This window comes from Noviherbaspirillum sp. (assembly GCF_035944575.1).
GTDB lineage: Bacteria > Pseudomonadota > Gammaproteobacteria > Burkholderiales > Burkholderiaceae_D > Noviherbaspirillum.
On the sequence record NZ_DASZBA010000189.1, the window covers coordinates 1 to 17,228 of the forward strand.

Consider the following 17,228-nt stretch of genomic DNA (forward strand, 5'->3'; position numbering starts at 1 on the left):
GCGCCTGGCCGCATTCATTCTGCTGCTTGCAGCGCCGCTCACGCTGGCGCTGTTCTTACTCTTTCCGCGTATTCAGGGGCCCTTGTGGGGCATGCCCAAGGATGCGCAGTCGGCGCGTTCCGGCCTGTCGGAAACCATGTCTCCCGGAAATATCTCGCAACTCGCGCTATCGGAGGAAATTGCCTTCCGTGCAAAATTCGAAGGAGAACCGCCGCCTAAGGCAAAGCTGTATTGGCGCGGGCCGGTACTCGGCACCTATGACGGCCGCATCTGGTTTCCATCACAATCGCCGTCGGTCCAAAAAGAGCTTGTTGTCAAACCGCGGGGCGAGCCTGTGCGGTACCAGGTGACGCTGGAACCGAGCAATCGCAGGCGGCTCTTCGCGCTCGAAATGCCGCAAGCAGTTCCGGTGCTGACCGGCAATCCGACCGGTATCGGCCCGGAGATGGAGCTATTCGCCAACCTGCCGATCAGCACGCGCGTTCGATATGACGTTGTCTCCTATGTTGATTTCGATCTGCAACCGAATGAGATTCCGGAGGTCCTAAATCACTGGCTGAGATTGCCCAAGGGATTCAATCCCCGCACATTAGCTCTGGCAGAGACCATACGGGGCAAGTTTGGTACCGACCAGGAGCGGATCAATGCGGTTCTCAAGTACTTTCGGGAAGAAAAATTTCAATACACGCTGGAGCCGCCGGCGTTGGGCAAACATGTCACCGATGAATTTTTGTTCGACACCCGCGCCGGATTCTGCGAACACTACTCAGGTGCCTTTGTCGTGCTGATGCGTGCAATGGGCATTCCTTCCCGTGTGGTAACCGGTTATCAGGGAGGCGAGGTCAACCGGACCGATGGCTTCCTGACGGTGCGCCAGTCCGATGCGCACGCGTGGAGCGAAGTATGGCTAAAGGACCGCGGCTGGACGCGCGTCGATCCGACCGCCGCGGTATCTCCGGAGCGCATCTCGATGAACCTCGGCAGTGCCTTGCCGAGGCAACTGCTCGGCGGCTGGCTTACCCTGGATGCCACAAAGAGCGCACTGGTTGCAAACGTTCAGAAGCTCCGCCAGTACTGGGATGCAATCAACAATGCATGGAATCAGTCGGTCCTCAGCTATACCGCCGACCGCCAGAGAAGCTTTTTGCAGTCGCTTGGGTTTGAACATGTAGACTGGCGCACCTTGGGTGCGTTGATGGCGGCGGTGGGCGGCCTGATGGTGCTGCTGATGACCCTGCCGCTGATGATGCACCGGTCAAAGATCGACCCGGTGGAGGCCATCTACCGCTCGATTTGCAAAAAAATGGCGAAGCTTGGATGTCCGCGCTTCCCCCATGAGGGGCCGCGCGCCTACCGGATGCGCCTGGTAGCGCCTGATTCACCGCTTACACCGGAAACCAGGGCGGCTGTCGCCCGTTTCCTTGAATTTTACGAGACCGCGCGCTACGGTCCGGCGAGCAGGAAGCCGCCGGTCGCGCTCGTGTCACAACTCAAGTCCTTAGCCTCTCAATGTCGATGATACTTACCCGTTTGCGCCACACCGCTGCATGCCTCTCTTCCCTTCTGCTTATCGCCTGCGCCTCGGCGGCGGACGTCAAGCAGGAACCCGTTACAAAGACCAAGCCGGACACCAAGCCTGCCAAATCACAGACCCGCAAGGCCGCGTCGCCGAAAGCCGTCGATGGCGAGTTCGCGAACTTCACGCAGTGGAAGGAAGTATCTGATTTCATCGACCGCATGGTGGCACAACATGGTTTCGAACGGAGTTCGCTGGAAGAGGTGTTCCGCAAGACGCAGTATGTCGAAACCGCCATTCAGCTGATGAAACCGGCCCCGCCCGGACGCCCGAAGAACTGGCGTGCCTACCGCGCCCGCTTCATCGACCCGGTGCGCATCAATGCCGGCGTTGCATTCTGGGATACGCATGCGGAAGCGCTGGCACGTGCCGAACAGCAGTACGGCGTGCCGGCCGAAATCATCGTCGGCATCATCGGAGTGGAGACCGTCTATGGACGCAACACCGGCAACTTCCGCGTCATGGATGCCGTCACCACGCTTGCCTTCGACTATCCCAATACACCGAACCGCGAATCGCGCATGGCGTTTTTCCGTGGTGAGGTGGAGAACACTCTTCTGTTTGCGCGCGAAGCCGGCATTGATCCATTTTCGCTGCTCGGCTCATATGCCGGCGCAATCGGATGGCCGCAATTCATGCCGGGCAGCATTCGCAAGTTCGCCGTCGATTTCGATGGCGATGCAAAAATCGATTTGCGCAATTCCCCGGTGGATGCGATAGGCAGCGTTGCGCACTTCCTGGTGGAACATGGCTGGAAGCCGGGAGAGCCGATTGCATTTCCGGCGACCGTATCCGAAACCGAAGGCAACCGTGGGTGGAACATTTTCATCGGCCAGGGTTTGGAAGCGAAGTTCAGCCTTGATGAACTGAAAGCGGCCGGGGTCTCGCCGAATGTGGAACCGCCTGCGGACATGAAGTATGGCCTGGTCGACTTGCAGAATGGTGGCGAACCCACGGAGTACTGGCTGGGTGCCGGCAACTTTTTTGCCATCACCAAGTACAACCGCAGCTTTTTCTACGCAATGTCAGTGGTCGATCTCGGACGTGCGGTTCGCACTGCGCGCACCCGCTGAGCGTCGTGAAGCATGAGGTGGGAAGTGCATTGTTAAGCGAGTGCTTCGCAATTTGCAGCTCTCGCGCTCAGTGCAGGCTTGGCTTATACCGCAAAATTCTTCCAGGTCACCGGTTCAAGCTGTACTGAATGTTGATCGTCGGATAACCAAACCTGCCCTTCCTGTATCGAACAGCTCAGCTTCATGGTTCGGGCAGCCAGCTTCGACAGAGCCAGACTGGTGTCCGGCGCGATGTTCGCAACGTACAAATTTTTTGCGCGATCGAGCTTGCCGCTCATCTGCTTCCACCAGATGCCGCTGTTGGCACTGTAGCTGTACACCCTAACCTCCGCCGCGCGGCCACAGGCCTTGAGCAAACGCTTTTCGTCCGGCAGGCCGACATCGATCCAGCGTTCGATTGCACCGGTCAAGTCGCGCTGCCAGAGATCGGGCTCGTCCTCCGCGCTCAAGCCTTTGCCGAATGCGAGCGCCTCGTGCGCATGCAGGGCGAATGCAAACAAGCGCACCATCATCCGTTCATCTGTTTCGGAAGGATGGCGTGCAATCGTCAACGAATGGTCGCCGTAATAGTGGCGGTCCATGTCGGCGATCTGGATATCCGCTTTGTAAATCGTTGCTTTTAACGCCATGATGCTTAATCAAATATGTGCTGAAAATCCGGGCGCAGCGGTCGGGATGCCCCGGTCGAATAGGGGCATAATGATCGCCTGTTTTTTGCTTCCCTACCAGTAAAAATGGCTCAACATCAAACTTCTCGCCTTCCCGCTGATGCCGACAGCGATCCCATGGCAGAAACCAGAACCTGGTTGGAAAAGGTCGTAATCGGACTCAATCTCTGCCCGTTTGCCAAGGCTGTACATGTCAAGAATCAGGTCAGGTATGTTCTCAGTACCGCAGCGGATCCTGAAGCTCTACTTGCGGATCTGGTACGTGAGTTGCAGACCTTGCATGCGACGCGCTCCGATGAAATAGATACGACGCTGTTGATCCATCCGTATGTGCTCAAGGACTTCCTGGAGTACAACGATTTCCTGCATATTGCGGACAATGTTCTGGATGAACTCGGCCTGACTGGCGAGTTACAGGTCGCAAGTTTCCATCCGCAATATCAGTTTGCCGGCAGTCATGTCGATGATATTGAAAACCATACCAACCGGTCACCCTATCCGATGCTGCATTTATTGCGGGAAGAAAGTGTGGAGCGCGCGGTCGATGCATTTCCGGATACGGATACCATCTTTGAAAAGAACATGGAAACCATGCGGCGCATCGGCCACCATGGTTTGAAGAAGTTGCTTGGTCAGGATAGCAATGAGGACAAAATATAGGCGTACTTGATTGCAGTACCTGGCTTGAATGGCTGATTCTTGAAAACAGCGCGTACTGCCAACCTTAAAATATTGCTATTGATTAATATATTCGGGAATCAGCATAGTTTTGTAACAATTTCCTATTTGAAACTTATGCTGAACTTTCAGTCTTTATAGTGAGTCCGTTCTTACGATCGAGGACGTCGAATGTACTCAAATTTTCATTCGCGCAAGTCGAAGAATATTGCAATTATGAAATTTTTTCACTATATTGCAATTGTGAAATGTAGTAATCTGTAAAGTATTCAGTACATGCGTCCGTATCTTGGCAATATTTGTACCGAAAGCCATGACGGCTTTCCCTGTACAATCCATTTCCATTACGGAATTATTGACACAATACCACTTATCTAGGCATTGCTATGACTGGTACACGACTCGCCGACCAAGTTGAATATGATCCCAACAATTTGTTGGATGCATTAATCGAAAAACTCAATCTGAAGAACGACGCTGCGCTCTCGCGAGCGCTGGAAGTCGCACCCCCGGTAATCAGCAAAATCCGTCACCGTCGACTGCCAGTCGGCGCTTCGCTGCTTATCCGCATGCATGAAGTCAGCGATCTGAGCATCAAGGATCTCCGCATCCTCATGGGAGACCGCCGCGACAAATTCCGTATCAGCGACAAGCAGTTCAAGCCTAAAGAAGGCAGCACTGATCAGAATGATTGAACCGAACTTCCCTGTTCTTACGCAGGGAAGATACCGGTAGACAGATAGCGGTCGCCGCGATCGCAAACGATAAAAACAATCGTCGCATTTTCGACTTGCTGCGAAACGCGCAATGCCACTTCGCATGCCCCTGCCGCCGAAATGCCGCAAAAAATTCCTTCCTCAATCGCCATCCGGCGCGCCATTTGTTCCGCCGCGGCCTGCGATACATATTCGATCTGATCAACGCGCGATTTGTCGTAGATCTTTGGCAAGTATGCTTCCGGCCATTTTCGAATTCCCGGGATTTGCGATCCTTCTTCCGGTTGTGCGCCGATGATCCGTACGTCAGGATTCTGCTCCTTCAGGAACCGCGAGACGCCCATGATGGTTCCTGTCGTCCCCATCGCACTGACAAAGTGGGTTACCTGTCCATTGGTGTCACGCCAGATTTCAGGTCCGGTACCTTCGTAATGTGAACGCGGGCCATCCGGATTCGAAAACTGATCAAGGATGATGCCCTGTCCTTCCTTCTGCATCTGTTCCGCCAAGTCGCGCGCATACTCCATGCCGCCGGTCTTCGGCGTCAGGATGATCTTCGCTCCATATGCGGCCATGCTTTGGCGGCGTTCCTCGCTGAGGTTTTCCGGCATCAGCAAAACCATTTTGTAGCCGCGCATTGCAGCAGCCATTGCCAGGGCAATGCCGGTATTGCCACTGGTTGCTTCAATCAATGTATCGCCGGGCTTGATATCGCCGCGGGCTTCGGCATGCTTGATCATTGCCAACGCCGGGCGGTCCTTGACGGAACCGGCTGGATTATTGCCCTCCAACTTACCGAGAATGATATTGTTGCGACGTGCGGCGTCATCCCCTGGTATGCGCATCAGTTGGACGAGAGGGGTATTGCCAATGGTGTCTTCGATGGTCAGGTAAGGCATAAAAATGAGTTTGGCTGCTTTGGTAAAAATGCCATTCTAATCGGAGACGCGGGCGCGTGTGCGATAAGGCCGCACCGTCCATTCATGCAATAAAAAACCCCGCATTCTTGCATGCGGGGTTGTTTGAAGCCGGCTGGATCAGGTCTTTTTCTCGTCGGCTTTCTGTTCTTTCTTTGTTTCGCCGGCTTTGGTTTCCTTGTCGGGACTAGCTTTGGGCTTTTTGTCTTGTTTCGACTCGACGGACTTCGCTTTTGATTGTCCATTCACGGTCAGGCCGGCATCGGACAATTTCAACGAACTTTTGCCGCCGATTCCCTTGACTCGCTGCTCAAGATCATTCCAGTCCTTAAATTGGCCACCTTTCTGGCGCTCGTCGAGGATCGCTTTCGACATTTTGGGCCCGACTCCCTTGAGTCCATCCAGCGCTGCCTGGTCGGCTTTGTTCACATCGACTTGGGCGAATGCAAAGCCCATGGTAGCAACCAAGGCAGCAACAGCCAACAACAACTTTTTCAGCATACTACTTCTCCATCATGAAAGTTAACCCTTACAGGGAGGACCCATGTCCTGCGAGGTTAAACGCTCATGAAGGGATAAAGTTGACAATTTTTCATTATTTTTTTATCAACTATCCGAACAGCTCTTCCTTTGTAACGGTCGCTGTACCCAACTTGCCAACAACGATGCCACCCGCGCGATTGGCAATGGATGCCGCCTCCCCAAGGGGCATGCCTGACCCTAACATTGTCGCCAACGTTGCTATCACTGTGTCGCCGGCACCGGAGACGTCATAGACCTCCCTCGCGCTTGCCGGAAAATGCATGACGTCGCGTTCGGTGTACAGCGTCATGCCTTCCTCGGAGCGTGTCAGCAGCAAGGCTTCAAGGCGAAGATCCATGCGCAGGTTTTGTGCTTTTACAGTCAGGTCGTCCTCGGTTTTCCAGGATCCGACAATATGTTTCAGCTCGGCCTTGTTCGGCGTAAGGACCGACGCGCCTCGATAGCGGGAAAAATCCTCGCCCTTCGGGTCGACAAGAATGCATTTCCCCAATGCTCGGGCTGCTTCGATCATGTGCGTCACGTTGATCAGACTGCCTTTCGCATAGTCGGAAAGGACTATCACGTCATACTCCGGCAGCAAAGTGTTGAATTGTGTGAGCTTGTCCCGCAAAACGGTATCAGTCGGCGGATGCTCAAAATCGATACGCAGCAGTTGCTGCTGGCGACCTATCACCCGCAGCTTGATGATGGTGGAAATCGCAGCATCCCGATTGAGGTAGCTGTTGACGTTCAGCTCAGTCAGCATCGCCTGGACGGCATCTCCGGCCTCGTCCTTTCCCACGACGCCGAGAAGTCCGGTGTACGCACCCAATCCGACCGCGTTGCGGGCAACATTGGCGGCACCGCCAAGACGTTCATCGCGCTTTTCGATGCGGACGACGGGCACTGGCGCCTCCGGAGATATGCGGCTGACATCTCCAAACCAATAGCGGTCGAGCATTACATCGCCGACGACAAGGACTCGGGAAAGCTTGGAAGAAGGTATTGGCATCATCTTTATGTCTAAAAAGCTGGCGAAGAACGCCCGATTCCGTGATATTCGATGCCCGCATCCGCCATGACTGCGGGTTCGAACAGATTGCGTCCATCAAAAATGATGGGCGATTTAAGCAGCGTCTTCATCTGATCGAGGTTTGGACTGCGGAAGGTTTTCCATTCCGTCACGATGATCAAGGCATCGGCATCACGCAGCGTGTCCATGGCGCTGTGATCGAAACGGACCCGGGCATGTGCCGCTGGCTTGGCGGCAAAATCAGCTGAAATTGCGCGCTCCGCCTCCGGCATTGCTACGGGATCATATACTGCAACCGTTGCGCCGGCGGAGATCAACTGCTGGAGCAATACCCGCGATGGTGCTTCACGCATGTCATTGGTATTGGGCTTGAAAGCCAGCCCCCACACCGCGAAGTGCCGTCCGGAGAGGTCCTTGCCAAAGCGGCGAATGACCTTTTTCCCCAAAACCTGTTTCTGCCGTCGGTTCACCGCTTCGACGGCTGGAAGTATCAGCAACTCCTGGTGATGCTCAAGAGCCGTCTTCTCCAGCGCACGCACATCCTTCGGAAAGCAGGAACCGCCATATCCGCAGCCGGCATACAGGAAGCTGTAACCGATGCGTGGATCGGAGCCGATACCATGCCGTACAGCTTCGATATCAGCACCCACCTTGTCGGCGAGATTGGCCAATTCGTTCATGAAGGAGATCCGGGTCGCCAGCATGGCATTGGCCGCATACTTGGTGAATTCCGCGGACCGCACATCCATCCAAAACGTACGTTCACGATTGCGATTGAATGGTGCATAAAGCTTTCGCATCATTGTGCGTGCTTTTTCATCCTCGGGCCGATTGTCACAACCGATCACGATACGGTCGGGGCGCATGAAATCTTCGACGGCAGCGCCCTCTTTCAGAAACTCCGGGTTCGACACCACCGAAAACGCGACATCGCTTCCCCGCTGGGCAATTTCAGCCCGGATCACATCCCGCACTTTGTCCGCAGTGCCGACCGGCACCGTTGATTTGTTGACGATCACCCGGAAACCATTCATGTGCGCGCCGATGTTGCGCGCAGCCGCCAGGACATATTGCAAATCGGCAGATCCATCTTCGTCCGGCGGCGTGCCGACCGCGATGAATTGGATATCTCCATGCGCCACGGCGGCCGCCACGTCGGTGGAGAACGTCAAACGGCCCGCTGCGTGGTTGCGCGCAACCAGATCCAACAGGCCGGGTTCATGCATGGAGATATGCCCGGCATTCAGCTGCTCGATCTTGTCCGGATCGATGTCGAGACAAAATACTTCGTTTCCGACTTCCGCAAGACATGCCCCGGTTACCAGTCCAACGTAGCCGGTGCCTATGATTGTTATTTTCATTGAAGGTTAGATGGACGGTAAAAGGTTCGGAGAATCAGTTCATGACATTCAACTCTTCAGTACGACGGGGCGGATAGGTTTCCCATTGGTTGCAGCCGGGACATTGCCAATAAAACTGGCGCGCTTTGAATCCGCATTGGCTGCATTGATATCGGGCCAGCTTCTGCGTATAGCCATGGACCAGGTTTTTCACCATGGTGAGCTCCGGCCACATCCCCGGCGGCGCATCCATCAGACGCGCTTCCAGCAACTTGTCCAACCCAAGCAACGTCGGCGTACGACGCACCTCATCGCTGATCAGTTGCTTCGCCGCATCGACGCCATCAAGTTCCATGACGGCTTTGAAGACAACTTCCAGCAAATCAATCGATGATGCCTCGGCAAGATAGTTCTTTAGCAGATTGACGCCTTCCTGAGGCCGCCCTACGGCGCGATATCCATCCATCAGCCGTTGGGCGACCAAAGCAATATGCGGAACGCTCTGATGCTCCACCCGCCGCCACGCAAGCAGCGCCGCCTCGGTGTCGCCCTTGGAAAGAAGGGCATCCCCCATCAGCATGGTCGCGCGGACATTTTTCCGATCCGCGGCAAGCGATTTTTCCAACAAGGCAAGGGCTGCATCTGCATGGGTATGCACCAGTTCATCCTGCGCCAACTCGCAGTAGAACTGCGCGATCTCTTTCTGCCGGCCGCCGGCCCCGGACTCCTGCAACGCTACTGCAGCTTCAATAGCGCGCGTCCACTCCTTTTCACGCTGGTAGATTTCAAGCAACGCGCGCCGGGCTTGTGCGCTGTACTGAGTATCGACAAGGCGATTGAAGGTTTCTTCCGCCCGGTCGAGCAATCCGGCTTTCAAATAGTCCTGGCCAAGCTCGTACTGCGAGTGCACCTGGTATTCCAAGGGTAGATCGGGACGGGCAAGGAGATTTTGATGTACCCGAATGGCGCGCTCAATTTCTCCGCGCCGGCGAAACAGGTTTCCGAGCGCAAAATGAAGATCGACGGTCTCGGGATCCAGTTTGACGATCTCAATGAAGGCGTCGATTGCCTTGTCCGGCTGCTCGTTCAGCAAAAAATTTAAGCCTTTGAAATATCCGCGCGGCAAAGTCCGTGATTCGGATATCAGCTGGTTGATGTCGACACGCGCGGCGATCCAGCCCAAAGCGAAAAATACGGGGATGACAAGCAACCACCAGGTTTCGAATTCCATGAGTTTTTATGTTTTAAGGATTAGGGGCTGATTACCGCATCCGGTTGCGGCGGCTGGGTTCTGGCAACGCGTTGGGCGTCCTGCTCCTTCTGCATGAGTTCATTGAGCTTGCGGCAATGCGTCAAATCACGCCGATGCCGCATCACGGTCGGAAGCATCGCCAGTACGCCAAGCACAGCCCCGACGGAGAAAAAGGAAAGCAACATCAGGATGAGCGGACCACGGGCTTCGTAATCCAGGAAAAAGCGAAGCGTTGCTTCCTGTGTATTTTTCAATGCAAAGCCGAAGAAGACGATGAACAGGACGACTGCGATAATGCGGAGGATCAATTTCATGCAACGTTCCCTTGATAATTTTTCTTGCGGCATCAGTTGAAAGAACCAATGCCAGAATGCATGGATTGCGTGAAATTGTACGTGAAAAAAAACGGCATCCGTAGATGCCGTTTTTAGTGCCCGCGTTTGAAAGCGGACCAATACTGAAGAAACGACAGGCGGCCCCGGAAAAGCAACCGCCTGATGTGACTAATCTTCCTTGATCGGCTGCCCAACCATCGCGTCCACCCGTTCGCGCAATTCCTTGCCCGGCTTGAAGTGAGGCACCCGTTTTTCAGGAACCATCACTTTGTCACCCGACTTGGGATTACGGCCGATGCGAGGCGGACGGCTGTTGAGCGCAAAACTTCCGAACCCTCGTATCTCGATGCGTTGCCCGCTTGCCAGAGCAGCGGCCATCGCATCAAGTATGGCTTTCACCACGTAATCCGCATCCTTTGCAACAAGTTGCGGATAACGCTCGGCCAGAAGGGCAATCAGTTCCGACTTTGTCATTAATCGACTCGACGAATTTATTGCTTGTTATCGAGCTTGGCTTTCAGCAACGCGCCCAGGCTGGTGGTGCCCGATGCTGCATTGGAGTCCGCAGACATCTTTTGCATTGCTTCCTGCGTTTCGACATTGTCTTTTGCCTTGATCGACAACTGGATGCTGCGTGCCTTGCGATCGATGTTAATCACAGCGGCTTCGATCTTGTCGCCTACCTTCAGATGCGTTCCGGCATCTTCCACGCGATCGCGGGAGATTTCGGAAGCACGCAAATAGCCTTCGACTTCGTCGGACAATTGGATGACAGCGCCCTTAGGCTCGACCGACTTGACGGTACCAGAAACAATCGCGCCCTTGTCGTTCATTGCTGCGAAGTTGTTGAAAGGGTCACCTTCCAGTTGCTTCACGCCCAGCGAAACACGCTCACGCTCGACATCAATCGCCAGCACGATGGCTTCCAGCTCGTCGCCCTTCTTGAAGCGGCGCACTGCTTCTTCGCCGGTTTCAGTCCAGGAGAGATCGGACAGGTGGACCAGACCGTCAATATTGCCAGGCAGGCCGATGAAGACGCCGAAGTCAGTGATCGATTTGATCGCACCGCGAACCTTGTCGCCCTTCTTGTGGCTGATGGCGAAGTCGTCCCAAGGATTCGGCTTGCACTGTTTCATGCCGAGGGAAATACGGCGACGCTCTTCGTCGATTTCCAGAACCATGACTTCCACTTCGTCGCCCAGCTGGACAACCTTGTTCGGAGCAACGTTCTTGTTGGTCCAGTCCATTTCGGACACGTGCACCAAGCCTTCGATACCCTGCTCGACTTCCACGAACGCGCCGTAGTCGGTCAGGTTGGTGACCTTGCCGAACAGGCGTGTACCTTGCGGATAACGACGGGACAGACCGGTCCACGGATCGTCGCCCAGCTGCTTGACGCCGAGCGAAACGCGGTTCTTTTCCTGATCGTATTTGAGAACCTTGGCAGTGATCTCCTGGCCGACTGACAGGACTTCGGACGGGTGACGCACACGACGCCATGCCAGGTCGGTGATGTGCAGCAGGCCGTCGATGCCGCCCAAGTCAACGAACGCACCGTAGTCGGTGATGTTCTTGACGACGCCGGTCACAACGGTGCCTTCTTTCAGGGTTTCCATCAGCTTCTGGCGCTCTTCGCCCATCGATGCTTCGATGACGGCGCGACGCGACAACACGACGTTGTTGCGCTTGCGATCCAGTTTGATGACCTTGAATTCCATGGTCTTGCCTTCGTACGGCGTGGTGTCCTTCACCGGACGGGTGTCGACCAGCGAGCCCGGGAGGAATGCACGAATGCCGTTCGTCAACACGGTCAGGCCGCCCTTGACCTTGCCGTTGACTGTGCCGGTCACGATTTCGCCGGACTCCATCGCTTTTTCCAGCGAGAGCCACGAGGCGAGACGCTTGGCCTTGTCGCGCGACAGGATGGTGTCGCCGAAGCCATTTTCGAGCGATTCGATCGCGACCGAAATGAAATCACCCACATTGACTTCGAGTTCGCCATTGTCGTTCTTGAACTCTTCGATGGGGATGAAGGCTTCAGATTTCAGACCGGCGTTGACGATCACGAAGTTGTGATCGAGACGAACGACTTCAGCCGAAATCACTTCACCGGAGCGCATGTCCTGACGGGACAACGACTCTTCGAAGAGAGCGGCAAAACTTTCCATACCAGATGCAGGGGATGCAGAAACTGTAGACATAGATTTAGACAGGTTAGCCAATTCATGCCGCGGAATGCGACAGATATTGGGTTAAGTTAATCAACATCCGATCAGACCTTGCGTCCGACCGGACACCAACGGGTACTACAAAGATGACGCCATATCTTACTCAGGTACGCAATACTCAAGTACGCAAGCGTACTGATTCAAGCCGATTTTTTTACTTCAGCATAATGCTGCAATACGCAGTCGACGGCCTCTTCTGCAGTCATGCCGGATGTATCCAGCACATGCGCATCATCTGCCGGCTTGAGAGGTGCAATTGCACGTTTTGAATCGCGTTCGTCGCGCTCTCTCAAATCCTTTAAAAGGTCTTGCATGTTAGCAGAAAAACCCTTGTCAATCAATTGCTTATAACGGCGTTGCGCTCTCGCCTCAACACTTGCGGTGAGGAATATCTTGAGTACGGCATGCGGGAAAATCACTGTTCCCATATCGCGCCCGTCCGCGACCAATCCCGGTGTTGTACGAAAGCCAAGCTGCAATCCGACCAGTGCATGCCGGACGTTTGGCAAAGCGGCGATCTTGGAGGCGGTATTGCCGACTTCTTCCGCACGGATCGCGGCGGTGACGTTCTCATTGGCCAGCCATACTTCCTCGCCAACGAAACGGCACGGCAGCCCGGCGGCCAGCTTCGCAAGCGCATGTTCATCTTTCAAATCGATTCCGCGTCGTAACGCGGATAGCGCGGTGAGCCGGTACAACGCGCCCGAATCGAGATAATGGAAACCCAGGCGTTCAGCGACCCGATGCGCCACTGTGCCCTTCCCCGAAGCTGTAGGCCCATCGATGGCAATAACCGGCACGCTAGTTGTATTCATATCCACACCTGAGAAGACGAAATGATGGCCAACGGCAAGCCGGCTGCCTGCCGAACTGCTTCGACATCGCGACGCTAGATTAAATCTTTACGCGCAATATTGTTGAATGCGTCGAAATAAGTCGGAAATGTCTTCGCCACACACTTTGGGTCGTTGATACGGATGGTGCTGCCCTTGCGCGCCGCGCCGTCAAGCGACGCAAGGGAAAAACACATGGCCATGCGATGGTCGTCATAGGTATCGATCGCGGCTGCGCGGATTTCCACAGGCGGCTCGATGTACAGATAGTCCGCGCCCTCCTCCACTTTCGCTCCCAGCTTGCGCAACTCGGTTGCCATCGCGGAAATCCGATCGGTCTCTTTAACGCGCCAGCTACCGATATTGCGGAGCCGACTTGGACCATCTGCGTACAGGGCGGCGACTGCAATCGTCATCGCCGCATCGGGGATATGATTGAAGTCGGCGTCTATCGCTTTCAAGACGCCATTGGAGGATGCTTCTATCCAATTTTCGCCTAGCGAAATGCTTGCGCCCATTTGTTCGAGCGCCTCGACGAACCGCACATCTCCCTGAATGCTCCCGCGGCCAACCCCTTCCACACGCACCGGTCCGCCGGCAATTGTGCCGGCAGCAAGAAAGTAGGACGCAGAAGACGCATCCCCTTCGACATGGATTGCGCCGGGACTGACGTAACGTTGCCCAGCAGGGATGATAAATCGCTGCCATTCCTCTCGTTCGACGGTAACACCGAAGCGACGCATCAGGTTCAGTGTTATTTCGATATAAGGCTTGGAAATCAGCTCGCCGATGACATCGATGGTGACGGTCTGATCTTTTGCCATCAGAGGCGACGCCATGAGCAATGCGGTCAGGAACTGGCTGGACACATTACCGCGGACCTGCATGCGTTGCGCTTGCATCTGGCCGCGTTGGATATGCAATGGGGGAAAACCTGGCTCGCCGGTGTAGCTGATGCGGGCGCCAGTCGCATTGAGTGCATCGACAAGGTCACCGATGGGGCGCTCATGCATACGCGAAACCCCGTGCAAGGTGTAGTCGCCGCCTATGACCGCCAATGCAGCGGTGAGCGGCCGGATTGCCGTTCCCGCATTGCCCATGAACAGATCGGCCTGATGCACAGGCAGAACCCCGCTGCAACCATGCAGAACATACTCCTGCGTGTCACCTGCCTGCTCCCATTGCACGCCAAGTTTTTGCAATGCCGTCAGCATGACATGCGTATCGTCGGATGCAAGCAGATCGAAGATCCGCGTCGACCCGGTCGCCAATGCGGACAGCAGCAATGTGCGATTGGAAATGCTTTTCGATCCGGGCAGGCGAACGACGCCTTCCGCCCGCATCGCCGGGGCGAGATCGAGGTGTTCAGGATACTGCTTCATTAATCGCCGCCTTCCTTGTTCTGTTGTTCCGCTGCTTCGATGGCACAAATCCAGTTATGCCTTGCCCGCTGGGCGTTCGCATACACCGCCTCGATGGCGGCGCCGTCTGCCCGCGCAAGACAATCACGCAAGCGGGTCAACTGCGCCATGTAGGCATCCAGCTCACACAAAAGGGCCGCCTGGTTCGCCAGCGAGATGTCCCGCCACATTTCCGGCGACGATCCGGCGATCCGGGTGAAGTCCCGAAAGCCGCTCGCTGCATACTGAAACAGCAGCGATGCGTGAGGTTTCTTCGCAATGTCGTCGACCAACGCATAAGCAAGCAGATGCGGAAGATGGCTGACGGCGGCGAACACCTTGTCATGGTCTTGCGGCGTCAATCGGTGAATGATTGCACCGCACCGCTCCCACGCAGCAGCAACCCTGGCGACGGCATCTGCAGAATTCTCCGGCAATGGGGCAAGAACAACCTTTTTGCCGACGTAGAGGTCAACGATTGCCGCATCCGGTCCATTCATTTCGCGACCGGCAATCGGATGTCCCGGAACGAATTGGGCCACCTTCTCGCCAAGAGATTCACGTGCGGCAGCAACCACGTCCGTCTTGGTGCTGCCCGCATCGGTGACTACCGTCCCGGACTCCAGAAATGGCTTGATGGATGCAAGGATGCTTCCGGTCTGGGCCACCGGTGCGGCGACCAGGACCAAGTCCGTGCCCCGCATGGCGTCCGCAGCCGACGTGCTGATGGAATCGATAATGCCCAATGTCTTGGCTCGTTCCAGTGACGCGGCTGTGCGGCCGACACCAACGATTTCCCCGACCACGCCTGCTTTCTTAAGCGCGAGGGCAAACGAGCCGCCGATCAGGCCGACACCGAAAACCGCGATTTTTCCGAACACCACGTTTGATCAGCCGAGAATTTCTGTGAGCGCTTCGATGAAAGCCGCGTTCTCCTGCGGCAGTCCGATCGAAATGCGCAGCCATTGCGGCAACCCATAATTGCCTACCGGGCGAACAATAATTCCCTTTTTAAGCAGCTCGAGGTTGATCCGAGCGCCGGCTCCATCATCGTTCCCCACGCGCACCAGTACGAAATTGCCATAGGAGGGCACGTATTCCAGCTTCATTGCTTCGAAGGCGCGGGTGAGCTGTGCATACCCGTCGGCGTTCAGTTGCGCGCTTTGACGCAAAAAATCCTTGTCATTTAACGCGGCCACCGCAGCAGCTTGCGCAAGCGAATTGACGTTAAACGGCTGCCGGATGCGGTTCAGCAGGTCCGTGAGGCCCGGCTGGGCAATGCCGAAGCCGACACGCAACCCGGCCAGACCATAGGCTTTTGACATGGTGCGGGAGACGAGCAGATTGGGATATTCCTTCACCCAGGAAATCGACTCATATTGCAATGATGCATCAAGGTATTCGTTGTACGCCTCGTCAAGCACCACCACGACATTTGAGGGAACGCGCTTCAGAAATTCGGAAATTTCCTGCTCGGGAATGAACGTTCCTGTCGGATTGTTTGGATTTGCGATGAATATCAGCTTGGTATCAGCCTGAATAGCATCGGCCATTGCCGACAGATCATGTCCGAAATTCTTTGCCGGCACGACAAGCGCACGTCCCCCGACAGCCTGCGTCGCAAGCGCATATACCGCGAAAGAATACTGCGCATAGACCACGGACTGGCCGGTCTGCACGAGCGCATGAGCGGCGAGCTCAAGGATGTCATTACTGCCATTTCCCAACGTAATCCAGTCTTGCGGAACACCGTACTTTTTCGAGATTGCAGCTTTCAGCTCGAACCCGTTTGAATCCGGATAGCGGCCAATATCGGCGACCGCATTCAGCATTGCCTGCTTTGCCGAGTCCGGCATGCCAAGCGGATTCTCATTCGACGCAAGTTTGACGATCTGTGCCTCATCGAGGCCGAACTCGCGCGCCACTTCGGAGATCGGCTTGCCTCCCTGGTAGGGAGCTATCGCGCGTACATATTCGGGGCCGAACTGAATAGACATGATGGATTCCACAAAAATTAATCAGCCGAATGCGGCCGACGGTATAACAGCATGCCGCCGATGCCAATCCGGGCCGCATCCGTAAAAAGGTTTTGAATCACTGGCTAAATGGATATGAACCGAGCACTTTGAAGAATGCAGCATTCTGCTTGAGTGCAGTCAGCGCCTTGGCCACATGCTCTTCACGCGCATGGCCTTCGACGTCTACATAGAAGTAGTACTCCCAAGTACCGATGCGTGCCGGACGCGATTCGAAGCGGGTCATGGAAACGCCGTGTTCGGCCAGCGGTGCGAGCAGGTTGTGCACGGCGCCGGCCCGATTGGGAACGGCCAGCACGAGCGACGTCTGGTCCTTGCCGCTTGGCGTCGGCTGCAACCGACCGACCACCGCGAAACGGGTGCGGTTATGCGGATCGTCCTGCACGTGCGCCTGTACTACACCGAGGTTGTACTTTTGTCCCGCAATTTCTCCGGCAATTGCCGCCGCCGTGGGATCGTCACTGGCGATTCTTGCCGCTTCCCCGTTGGACGCAACGGCTTGCCGTTCGATATTCGGGTAATGCTGGTTCAGCCACACCTGGCATTGGGCCAGTGCTTGCGAATGCGCGCAAATACGCTGGATGCCTTCCATGGAGCCGCTTTTCGTCATCAAGCTGTGAT

18 protein-coding genes are annotated in these 17,228 nt (G+C 55.5%); 4 read left to right on the plus strand and 14 right to left on the minus strand.

The features are described from left to right. Both VGU61_RS14030 and mltB read left to right on the plus strand, forming a co-directional pair. On the plus strand, positions 1-1,519 hold a 1,519-nt coding region (locus VGU61_RS14030; RefSeq protein ID WP_326859767.1), incomplete at its 5' end, for a DUF3488 and transglutaminase-like domain-containing protein. Further along, positions 1,510-2,649, plus strand: coding sequence for a lytic murein transglycosylase B (gene mltB / locus VGU61_RS14035; protein WP_326859768.1), 1,140 nt, complete (start codon positions 1,510-1,512; stop codon positions 2,647-2,649). The genes VGU61_RS14030 and mltB, both read left to right, overlap by 10 nt. Positions 2,650-2,732: 83 nt before the next feature. On the opposite strand, the gene VGU61_RS14040 is transcribed toward mltB, so the two are convergent. After that, positions 2,733-3,278: a YaeQ family protein gene (locus tag VGU61_RS14040; RefSeq protein WP_326859769.1), complete on the minus strand. Its 546-nt coding sequence runs from the start codon at positions 3,276-3,278 to the stop codon at positions 2,733-2,735. Between the two features lie 105 nt (positions 3,279-3,383). On the opposite strand from VGU61_RS14040, the gene VGU61_RS14045 reads away from it, so the two are divergent. Together VGU61_RS14045 and VGU61_RS14050 are read left to right on the plus strand one after the other, a co-directional pair. Then, entirely contained in the window at positions 3,384-3,977 is a 594-nt protein-coding gene (locus VGU61_RS14045; protein WP_326859770.1) for a DUF1415 domain-containing protein, read from the plus strand. 404 nt (positions 3,978-4,381) lie between these two features. Next, entirely contained in the window at positions 4,382-4,690 is a 309-nt protein-coding gene (locus VGU61_RS14050; protein ID WP_326859771.1) for a hypothetical protein, read from the plus strand. Positions 4,691-4,707: 17 nt separating this feature from the next. On the opposite strand, the gene cysM is transcribed toward VGU61_RS14050, so the two are convergent. From cysM to VGU61_RS14115, 13 genes are all read right to left on the minus strand, one after another. After that, on the minus strand, positions 4,708-5,610 hold the full coding sequence (gene cysM / locus VGU61_RS14055) for a cysteine synthase CysM (RefSeq protein ID WP_326859772.1): 903 nt from the start codon (positions 5,608-5,610) through the stop codon (positions 4,708-4,710). Between the two features lie 138 nt (positions 5,611-5,748). Further along, positions 5,749-6,129 (minus strand): ComEA family DNA-binding protein, encoded by a 381-nt coding sequence (locus VGU61_RS14060; protein ID WP_326859773.1) that lies wholly within the window; start codon positions 6,127-6,129, stop codon positions 5,749-5,751. Between the two features lie 109 nt (positions 6,130-6,238). Then, complete coding sequence (gene rfaE1 / locus VGU61_RS14065; RefSeq protein ID WP_326859774.1) at positions 6,239-7,165, minus strand: D-glycero-beta-D-manno-heptose-7-phosphate kinase; 927 nt, start codon at positions 7,163-7,165, stop codon at positions 6,239-6,241. Positions 7,166-7,173: 8 nt separating this feature from the next. Beyond that, complete coding sequence (locus tag VGU61_RS14070; RefSeq protein WP_326859775.1) at positions 7,174-8,544, minus strand: UDP-glucose/GDP-mannose dehydrogenase family protein; 1,371 nt, start codon at positions 8,542-8,544, stop codon at positions 7,174-7,176. A 34-nt stretch (positions 8,545-8,578) separates the two neighbouring features. Continuing rightward, complete coding sequence (lapB, locus tag VGU61_RS14075; RefSeq protein WP_326859776.1) at positions 8,579-9,754, minus strand: lipopolysaccharide assembly protein LapB; 1,176 nt, start codon at positions 9,752-9,754, stop codon at positions 8,579-8,581. A gap of 20 nt (positions 9,755-9,774) precedes the next feature. Then, the gene (locus VGU61_RS14080) at positions 9,775-10,089 is read right to left on the minus strand and encodes a LapA family protein (RefSeq protein WP_326859777.1); all 315 of its coding nucleotides are present in this window, start codon (positions 10,087-10,089) and stop codon (positions 9,775-9,777) included. 189 nt (positions 10,090-10,278) lie between these two features. Then, the gene (locus VGU61_RS14085; protein ID WP_326859778.1) at positions 10,279-10,584 is read right to left on the minus strand and encodes an integration host factor subunit beta; all 306 of its coding nucleotides are present in this window, start codon (positions 10,582-10,584) and stop codon (positions 10,279-10,281) included. 17 nt (positions 10,585-10,601) lie between these two features. Beyond that, on the minus strand, positions 10,602-12,311 hold the full coding sequence (gene rpsA, locus VGU61_RS14090; protein ID WP_326859779.1) for a 30S ribosomal protein S1: 1,710 nt from the start codon (positions 12,309-12,311) through the stop codon (positions 10,602-10,604). A gap of 167 nt (positions 12,312-12,478) precedes the next feature. Next, entirely contained in the window at positions 12,479-13,153 is a 675-nt protein-coding gene (gene cmk / locus VGU61_RS14095; protein ID WP_326859780.1) for a (d)CMP kinase, read from the minus strand. 74 nt (positions 13,154-13,227) lie between these two features. Beyond that, complete coding sequence (aroA, locus tag VGU61_RS14100) at positions 13,228-14,553, minus strand: 3-phosphoshikimate 1-carboxyvinyltransferase (protein WP_326859781.1); 1,326 nt, start codon at positions 14,551-14,553, stop codon at positions 13,228-13,230. Further along, entirely contained in the window at positions 14,553-15,452 is a 900-nt protein-coding gene (locus VGU61_RS14105) for a prephenate dehydrogenase (RefSeq protein WP_326859784.1), read from the minus strand. Before VGU61_RS14105 ends, aroA begins: the two co-directional genes overlap by 1 nt. A gap of 9 nt (positions 15,453-15,461) precedes the next feature. Continuing rightward, the gene (gene hisC, locus VGU61_RS14110) at positions 15,462-16,568 is read right to left on the minus strand and encodes a histidinol-phosphate transaminase (RefSeq protein WP_326859782.1); all 1,107 of its coding nucleotides are present in this window, start codon (positions 16,566-16,568) and stop codon (positions 15,462-15,464) included. A gap of 97 nt (positions 16,569-16,665) precedes the next feature. Continuing rightward, positions 16,666-17,228 (minus strand): prephenate dehydratase (locus tag VGU61_RS14115; protein WP_326859783.1); only part of this gene is annotated, 563 nt, incomplete at its 5' end.